Here is an 8,336-nt window from a genome sequence, read left to right as displayed (position 1 = left end):
TTGTGATTCCGGCGGGATTCAAACCCACAACCTTCTGATCCGTAGTCAGATGCTCTATTCAGTTGAGCTACGGAACCATTTCCGATTTGCGGGTGCAAAGGTACTGACTTTTTTTGGAACCACCAAACTTTTGGCGGACTTTTTTCGAAAAAAGTGCAGATTTTACACGATAATCCGCGTTTTATGGTAGTTTTCACGGAACTCAGAAGGGCTACAGCCCTTTCGCTTCTTAAAAATGCGATTGAAATTGCTGAGGTTATTGAAGCCGCAGGCATAACTGATCTCAGCCACAGAGTTGGTACTATCAACCAACATACGACTGGCATAACCCAGGCGCTGATCGATGATATACTCGCTCAGATTTCGACCCGTATGCAGCTTGAAAAACCGACTGAAAGCCGAAGCGCTCATGCCAGCCAGATCAGCAAGCGTGTTGAGACGGATTTCCTTCTTATAGTTCTGCTCAATATAATTCTTCACTTTCTGCACGCGGCGACTGTCGCTCGACACCTCAACCTTGGCAAAACTGCTTGAGGCCAGCGTATGAGCACCATCGCACTTGGAGAGCTCGTAGAGAATGGTCAGGAACTGCATAAAAGCATAGAAGCCATCCTTAATAGTGCACAAAGAGTTGAGTTTCGGATAGACACGCATAATGGCATCCATCGGGAAGCTGAGCCCCTTACGCGCCTCCTGCATCATCTGCCGCATCGAGGCAAAAGGATTACGCGAAAAAATGCTATCCTCAGAGAAATCGAACTCGAAATGGATGGTTACCTCATGGATGTTCTCACTGGTACACGAGCCCTGCTCCCAGACATGCTCAAGATCGGGACTGGTGATGAGTACCAGGTCGTAGTCGCCTATCACCTCGTTAGAGTCGCCCACAATGCGACGAACGCCTGGGGCATGCTCTACGAAGTTAAGTTCGAACACCTTATGATTGTGGATAGGATAAGTGAACTCTTTCTTATGTCGTTCGGCAATATAGAGCACATCCTTCCCTGTCAGTTGGGTAATCTCGTGAATAACCTTGCTTTCAATCATATTTTCAGTTCTTTCAGAATCTCGGCCATGCGCTGCATATTATTGATACGCATAGGCACCAATGGCAAACGAAGCACATTCTGGATGAAGCCCATCTCTGAAAGCATTGCCTTGACACCGGCTGGGTTACCGTCGACAAACAACAGTGAGAACAGATCGGTGAAGCGATGATGGATGGTACGAGCGGGATCGTACTCACCACGCATCTGCAAACGAATCATGCGTGAGAATTCCTTAGGAAGGGCATTTCCGATAACAGAGATAACACCTACGGCACCACAGCTGACCATTGGGAAGGTCAACGAGTCGTCGCCCGAGATCACATCGAAGTCGGCTGGCTTGTTCTTGATAATCTCATCAACCTGCTCCAGATTACCGCTGGCCTCCTTGATAGCGACGATATTCTGACAGTCGCGAGCCAAACGAACCGTAGTAGCAGCCTGAAGGTTAACACCCGTACGACCGGGTACATTATAAAGCACAACAGGAAGCGATGTTGCAGCAGCTATGGCCTTGAAATGCTGATACAGACCTTCCTGCGAAGGCTTGTTGTAATAAGGACATACACTCAGTATGCCGTCGATGCCCTTGAAGTCGGCTGTTTTCAACTCTTCGACAACAGCAGCGGTATTATTACCGCCACATCCTATAAGAATAGGAACGCGCGCCTGCACATAGTCTACTACTAAATCCTTGATCTTCTGCTTCTCTTCACGTGTCAGCGTAGGAGTCTCACCAGTAGTGGCGAGAATACAAAAGAAGTCAGCACCGTTGTTAAGCTGATAGTCTACCAGACGTATCAGCGCTTCATAGTCAACCGAACCGTCTTCCTTGAATGGGGTGATGAGCGCTATGCCCAGACCCTTGAAAATGTTATGTACCATTATATTTTTATGTTGCTATTATTCTGCTTTAAACAAATCTTTGATGCCGCCAATAGAACCGAGGAGGTTAGTGGCCTCATACGGCAGATAGACGGTCTTGGTCTTGTCGCCCTCAGCCAGCTCCTGCATCATCTGGATGTATTTCTGAGCCAGCAAGTAATTGGCGGGGTTCGTGCTCTTGCCCACAGCCTGGGTGATGAGCTCGATGGCCTTGGCCTCGGCCTCAGCCTTACGGATACGGGCCTGTGCCTCACCTTCAGCCTGAAGGATGGCCTGCTGTTTGGCAGCCTCGGCCTTGTTGACGATAGCAGTCTTCTCACCCTCAGAAGCCAGGATCTCGGCAGCCTTCTGTCCCTCAGAGGTCAGAATCTGTGCACGCTTGTTACGCTCGGCCTGCATCTGCTTCTCCATGGCCGTGAGTACTGAATCAGGAGGTGTGATATCCTGCAGCTCTACGCGGTTCACCTTCACACCCCACTTATCGGTAGCATCGTCGAGCACGGCAGAGAGCTTCTTGTTAATCGTATCACGAGAGGTCAGCGTCTCATCGAGTTCCAGTTCACCGATGATGTTACGCAGGGTGGTCTGTGTAAGCTTCTCGATAGCGTTAGGCAGGTTGTTAATCTCGTAAGTAGCCTTGAACGGATCTACAATCTGGAAGTACAGCAGCGCATTGATCTCTGTCTGCACGTTATCCTTGGTGATAACATTCTGCTTGGGGAAGTCGTACACCTGCTCGCGAAGGTCGATGGTGGTTGAATACATATAGCGTCCGTGGTGGAGCACTACAATCGACTTGGCGCGATCGATGAACGGGATAATGAGATTGATACCGGGCTGGAGCGTAGCATAGTAACGTCCCAGACGTTCAACGATCTTGGTTTCTGACTGAGGAATGATCACGAGTGCCATTTTGGCAAAGATAACCACGCATACCACGATGGCTATCAGGATGTAAGTCATTATGTCCATAATTGTATTTTATTATTTTTCTATTTCAACTGTGATAATGGTCGATGCACGATCCACGACAACGACATTAGTACCTTCGGGGATATCAGCAGCACCCTTGGTAACAGCCTTCCAGATGTCGCCATCTATCTGCACACGGCCGAAGCCTCCAGCTTGGATGGCCTCCACTACTCTACCCTGCCTGCCCAGCAGCGCATCGGCATTACTGATACGCTTGTCTTCGCCCTTATGCAAATAGCGCTTGGCAAAGGGGCGCACGTAAAACAGACTGACGAGCGTTACTACCGCAAACACAACAATCTGATAGTAAGTACCAGCTCCCAGCGCAGCTACAACAGCAGCGGGAATAGCGCCGATGGCAAAGCAGATGATGAAGAAATCACCAGCCGTCAGCTCAAGAATCAAACAGATAAGGGCTACTACCGCCCACAACTGCCAGAGATGTTGCATGATATAATCAATCATAGTCATATTATTTGTTAATCACTTTCTTTTTATTAATGATGTAAATGCCCTTAGGCAGACTCTTCAGTTCAGAAGCCTTACCCAACCGAACACCACGCAGATCATAGACCTCTGCATCAGGCTCCTCGAGCTGGATGCTCTGCAAACCGGTATCCTCGATCATCGTGAAGAAATACACATACTTAATCGTACCATCCTCAGCCCAATTCAGATACTTCGTAGTACCATCCTCTTTATACAATACCAGTAAGACATACGTGCTGTTCAGTTTCAGATTAACGAACTCAAACGGAATATCCTCTACATCTGCAACAGCAATATTCACATTCTTAGTAACGTTCTGATCAGTATCAGCGAGAGTATTTCCTATAACTTCGCACGGGAAAAAACCGATTTTATCATTATATGCTTCCGAACCTAAGTTCTTGACATGCAGAGTTCCCTTCAAAGTGGTACCCATCACATCATTCTGGCCCGTTGCATTTTGTACTGCGCCATCAACGTCGAAATTAATGTCTAAAGCCACACCTGTAACCGTAGCTGTGAACACATAAAGTGTATCAGACTTCACGCTTAGTTTTTCGCTATTTCCACTCAGAATAAACTTAAAGTTACCCGCACGCTGAGGGGTATATTGTAGTATAACGGTACCCGTTTCACCTGGCTCCAGATTGGTACCACCACCCGTCAGGAACTGGAACTTATCAGCTCCCTGCTCCAAACTGGCATTACCATACAGGAAGATTGGCGCATTATACGTCTTGTTACAATCAGTCAGATTAATTGTAATGGTGATGGGCTCACCCACTACGTTATTGCTGCTCACATCCACACTATTAATCGTAAACGAAGACACTTCGGCCTCCTCATAGCGGCCATAGGTCTTAGTGGTCATATTGTTACCATTAATGGTCAGCTCCACATACCTACAAGCAGCACCTAAAGCCCACGACCATGTCGTCTTGCCCGTCTCACGACTCAACAAACGAATCTGGTAAGTGCCATTTGCCAAATCCTTTCCAAACTTAAATGATCGACGAATACCCTTAATTCCAGCCCCATAATCCAAAGGATTACCATTATTCACCTTAAACTCATCAAGGATAGCAATTTGATTACGTCCCTGATATAAGGCAATGGCCAGATCGTACTTACGGGCATCGGGCTTGGTCGCATTATAGCAACTCATTTCTAACTGCATGGTCGGGAAATCGGCCGAGGCAGAAGCACGGGAATAATTACCAGCATCATTAACAATATAGTTACCACCCACATAGAGTCGTGCTGACTTCTCTCTGTCAACACTTCCCGGCTTAATGCCAACTAAGGCGGTTTGGCCGAAAGAATAGCCGCTCGAACCTGCATAACCGCCTGTGTACTGCTGTTGAGGATTTAGCACAGAAATCAGGAAATAGTCATCACTTTTTCCTCCCCATCCCCAATTCACATGGTAATAGCCTGTGCCATTATCCACCTTATAGCCATCAATAATAAATGAGTGACCACCGATTCCCTGACCGGATGTGGCCGACTGACCATTATAAATAACCGGACGACTATTGCTCAACTCACTATAGATTTCATTATCCCACGACTGGGCCGTATAGCACTCACGATCAATAATTTCCAAAGTTTCGGAATAGCTATAGGCATTACGAAGTGCTTCGCACGCATCAATATCAATCGCATACGAACTACTTGCGCCATAAGACATACAAACCTTCTCGCCGATATCAGCCATCAGTCTGGCTACAGCCTTGCACGAAGCAAGCGTATCAGGACCGACACCGCCCACATAAATATTATCATCATAGGTCTTGGTCATCGCACTCCAGTTGACGGTGCTGGGCCATTGATGATAATACATGATCTGTGCCATCGACGTAGCGATACAACCTGTAGGACATTTTCCACCCGCGCCGTTATCAGGGCAATACAAATTATAAGGCGTATCCTGATTCCATTTGGTCTGAATCAAAGGCGTAATATCAGCGTGCGTCGAGACGACACCACGGGTTTTGACAGATGCCGTTGCTGCATAATGATAAGCCTCCAACAGCGCCTTCATGGCAGGAGGAGCCGTCTGCGCATCATACGGCTCGTTCAATCCGAAAGCCAGAACAGCAGGAAGCTCATCGTCAGCGCTGATAACCACGAAACCATTACTCTCATTAAACACATAGATGCCGGCATCATCGCCGTCGACTACCCCAGTTACGACACGAGTAAGATTAATATTAGCACCACGGGTAGCTGACACCTTACTGCGCAAGAAATCACTTGCCAACTGACGAGCTTTTTGCTCGTCAACGGGGGCTGCTACTGTCAGAACAAGACTGAACAGATACAGGAACGCTGTGAGTAGAGATTTCTTCATAATCGTAACGTTTTGATGGTTTAATAGTGCAAAAATAGACATTTTTGTCGAAACAACAAAGAAAAAACAAAATATTAGCAAATAAAAGTGCGTTTTTTCCGTTATTATGTCAGAATGAGACGCAATTTTGAGCAATTCATCATCATAATGGTACTTTTAATGAGTACCTTGACAGCATTCGCCGACGACTTTACCTTGAAAGGAAAGGTCATCGACGAGGATGGGCATGCACTTGAGCTTGTAACAATATCGTGCGCCGCCCAAGGCAAGGTAACAATGAGCAACCTGAAAGGTGAATTCAGCCTCGATCTGAAATCAGCCGATTCTGTCGAGGTCAGGTTTTCGATGGTTGGCTATGGTGTCAGGAAACGTGTATTCAGACGTCCCAAAGGTAAGATGACCGTACAGATTGTGATGCACCCAGCAGCCACACTCAGCGAGGTAACGGTTACCCAGCGCCGCCGACAGACTTCGCAGACAGAACAACTGTCCACCAAAGACCTTCAACAAACGCCATCGACCACAGGCAATGCCGTTGAAGAGATGATTCAGCAACAGGCTGGTGTGTCGAGCCATAATGAGCTATCATCACAATACAACGTACGCGGTGGAACGTTCGACGAGAACTCGGTTTATATCAATCAGGTGGAGGTCTATCGCCCATTTCTCATCAGTAGCGGACAGCAGGAAGGTCTGTCGGTCATCAACCCCGACATGGTTGACAGAATAGGATTCTCAACAGGTGGATTCGAAGCGAAATACGGCGACAAAATGTCGTCTGTATTAGACATTACCTACCGACGCATCAAAGGCTTTGAGGCTAATGCCACTGCCTCGCTATTAGGAGCCAGTGCATTCGCTGGTTACGGCAACAGTAGATTCTCGATGAGTCATGGCATCAGATACAAGACGAACAGATACTTGTTAGGCTCTTTAGAAACAACCGGAGAATACAAACCAAACTTCCTTGATTACCAGACATATATCGTCTATTCGCCAAACAAAAGGTGGAACCTTGATTTTATCGGCAACATATCAGACAACCACTATAATTTCAAACCCAAAGACCGGGAAACAAGTTTTGGCACATTAGCCGATGTCAAGTCGTTCAAAGTGTATTTCGACGGACAAGAAAAAGACCGGTTCAGCACCTTGTTCGGCGCTCTCGGAATCACACGCAGAATATCCGACTCAACCAGTATAAAGTTTCTGACATCAGCATTCCATACCAAAGAACGTGAAACCTACGATATCACAGGTCAGTATTGGCTGGACGACACCCAGACTCAAGAGAGTTTAGGCGTGGGTACCTACATGAAGCATGCCCGCAATTATCTGACTGCCGACGTCGTCAGTTTCAAGCTCATTGGGCGCCATCAGACCCGGCATCACGATTTTGAAGCAGGCGTCAGCTATCGCACAGAACATATCAAAGAACGGTCACGCGAATACGAGATGCGCGACTCAAGCGGCTACTCCATCCCCCATTCTGCCGACAGACTCGACCTGATCTACACACTGAACGCCAGAAACGATATCAGAACCCACAGAACAGAAGCCTATCTGCAGGACACCTACCGATGGTCGAAAGGCGACAACTATTTCACGCTCAACTATGGTGTCAGAATCGCCAACTGGTCGTTCAACAAAGAGACAACGGTATCGCCGAGAGTATCATTCGCCTTCGTCCCAGCATTCGATAACGACCTGACCATCAGGCTGGCAACAGGCCTGTATTATCAGTCGCCTTTCTACAAAGAGATGCGCGACACAACCACAGCGAACGGCATAACAACAGCGGTTCTGAACAACAGGATCAAGAGTCAGCAATCCATTCATCTGATTGCAGCAGCCGACTACAGATTCAGAATGTTGAACCGTCCATTCAAATTTACCGCAGAGGCCTACTATAAAGCCCTGTCGAACCTGATTCCATACAACGTACAGAACCTGAAGATTACCTACTATGGCGAGAATCTTTGCAAAGGCTACGCCACAGGTATCGATCTGAAATTGTACGGTGAGTTTGTGCCAGGCACCGACTCCTGGCTCACTTTCTCGCTGATGAGCACTCGCCAGAAGTACAACAACCTGTGGAAGCCGCTGCCAACCGACCAGCGCTGGTCAGTAAACCTGCATTTTACCGACTATTTCCCAGGCACAGAACGCTGGAAGATGACGCTACGTCTGGCATTTGCCGACGGCCTGCCCTTCGGCGCCCCACACAGAGGCCTGGAACAGCAAGACTTCAGAGCGCCAGCCTATAAGCGTGCCGACATCGGCATGAGCTACTGCGTCATGAAAAATACCAAAGGTATCAAAGGTATCTGGGTAGGAATTGACTGTCTGAACCTGTTTGGTATTTCTAATGTAAACAGCTATTATTGGGTAACAGATGTTACCAATACCCAATGGGCTGTCCCAAATTTCCTGACGGGTCGCCAAATTAATGGGAAAATCAGTATAAACCTATAATATTTGTTAAATTTTGACAGATTTCCTTGCTACGCGCATAATTAATAATATAAAAGAGCTACCTTTGCAAAAATTAAGGAAGATTTTTGTTTAAATATAGCTGAAGATTATATGAT

Annotated in this window: 6 protein-coding genes and 1 tRNA gene; 1 reads left to right on the top strand and 6 read right to left on the bottom strand. The window is 47.2% G+C overall.

Features of this window, described 5'->3' with window-relative positions; translation table 11 throughout:
• Positions 1-3: 3 nt before the first annotated feature.
• From T491_RS0108980 to T491_RS0108955, 6 genes are all read right to left on the bottom strand, one after another.
• Positions 4-77: transfer RNA gene (locus T491_RS0108980), tRNA-Arg, on the bottom strand.
• Positions 78-162: 85 nt separating this feature from the next.
• On the bottom strand, positions 163-1,047 hold the full coding sequence (locus T491_RS0108975) for an AraC family transcriptional regulator (RefSeq protein ID WP_033147815.1): 885 nt from the start codon (positions 1,045-1,047) through the stop codon (positions 163-165).
• Complete coding sequence (gene dapA, locus T491_RS0108970; RefSeq protein WP_028903593.1) at positions 1,044-1,931, bottom strand: 4-hydroxy-tetrahydrodipicolinate synthase; 888 nt, start codon at positions 1,929-1,931, stop codon at positions 1,044-1,046. The genes T491_RS0108975 and dapA overlap by 4 nt, the downstream gene beginning before the upstream one ends.
• A gap of 18 nt (positions 1,932-1,949) precedes the next feature.
• On the bottom strand, positions 1,950-2,903 hold the full coding sequence (locus T491_RS0108965; RefSeq protein WP_028903592.1) for an SPFH domain-containing protein: 954 nt from the start codon (positions 2,901-2,903) through the stop codon (positions 1,950-1,952).
• Positions 2,904-2,915: 12 nt separating this feature from the next.
• Positions 2,916-3,368, bottom strand: coding sequence for an NfeD family protein (locus T491_RS0108960; protein ID WP_028903591.1), 453 nt, complete (start codon positions 3,366-3,368; stop codon positions 2,916-2,918).
• Positions 3,369-3,375: 7 nt separating this feature from the next.
• Positions 3,376-5,745: a C10 family peptidase gene (locus T491_RS0108955; RefSeq protein ID WP_028903590.1), complete on the bottom strand. Its 2,370-nt coding sequence runs from the start codon at positions 5,743-5,745 to the stop codon at positions 3,376-3,378.
• Positions 5,746-5,904: 159 nt separating this feature from the next.
• Between T491_RS0108955 and T491_RS0108950 the strand changes: the two genes are divergently transcribed.
• Positions 5,905-8,220, top strand: a complete 2,316-nt coding sequence (locus T491_RS0108950; protein ID WP_231480225.1) for a TonB-dependent receptor — start codon at positions 5,905-5,907, stop codon at positions 8,218-8,220.
• Positions 8,221-8,336: the final 116 nt, after the last annotated feature.

It is taken from the genome of Prevotella sp. P6B4 (assembly GCF_000619985.1).
Lineage (GTDB): Bacteria > Bacteroidota > Bacteroidia > Bacteroidales > Bacteroidaceae > Prevotella.
This window is presented reverse-complemented; position numbering and strand designations above follow the sequence as displayed.

Bases quoted from the DNA above. Each gene is read 5' to 3' on its own strand.
- dapA (WP_028903593.1), bottom strand. From the start codon at position 1,931: ATGGTACATAACATTTTCAAGGGTCTGGGCATAGCGCTCATCACCCCA.
- T491_RS0108955 (WP_028903590.1), bottom strand. From the start codon at position 5,745: ATGAAGAAATCTCTACTCACAGCGTTCCTGTATCTGTTCAGTCTTGTT.
- T491_RS0108975 (WP_033147815.1), bottom strand. From the start codon at position 1,047: ATGATTGAAAGCAAGGTTATTCACGAGATTACCCAACTGACAGGGAAG.
- T491_RS0108960 (WP_028903591.1), bottom strand. From the start codon at position 3,368: ATGATTGATTATATCATGCAACATCTCTGGCAGTTGTGGGCGGTAGTA.
- T491_RS0108950 (WP_231480225.1), top strand. From the start codon at position 5,905: ATGAGTACCTTGACAGCATTCGCCGACGACTTTACCTTGAAAGGAAAG.
- T491_RS0108965 (WP_028903592.1), bottom strand. From the start codon at position 2,903: ATGGACATAATGACTTACATCCTGATAGCCATCGTGGTATGCGTGGTT.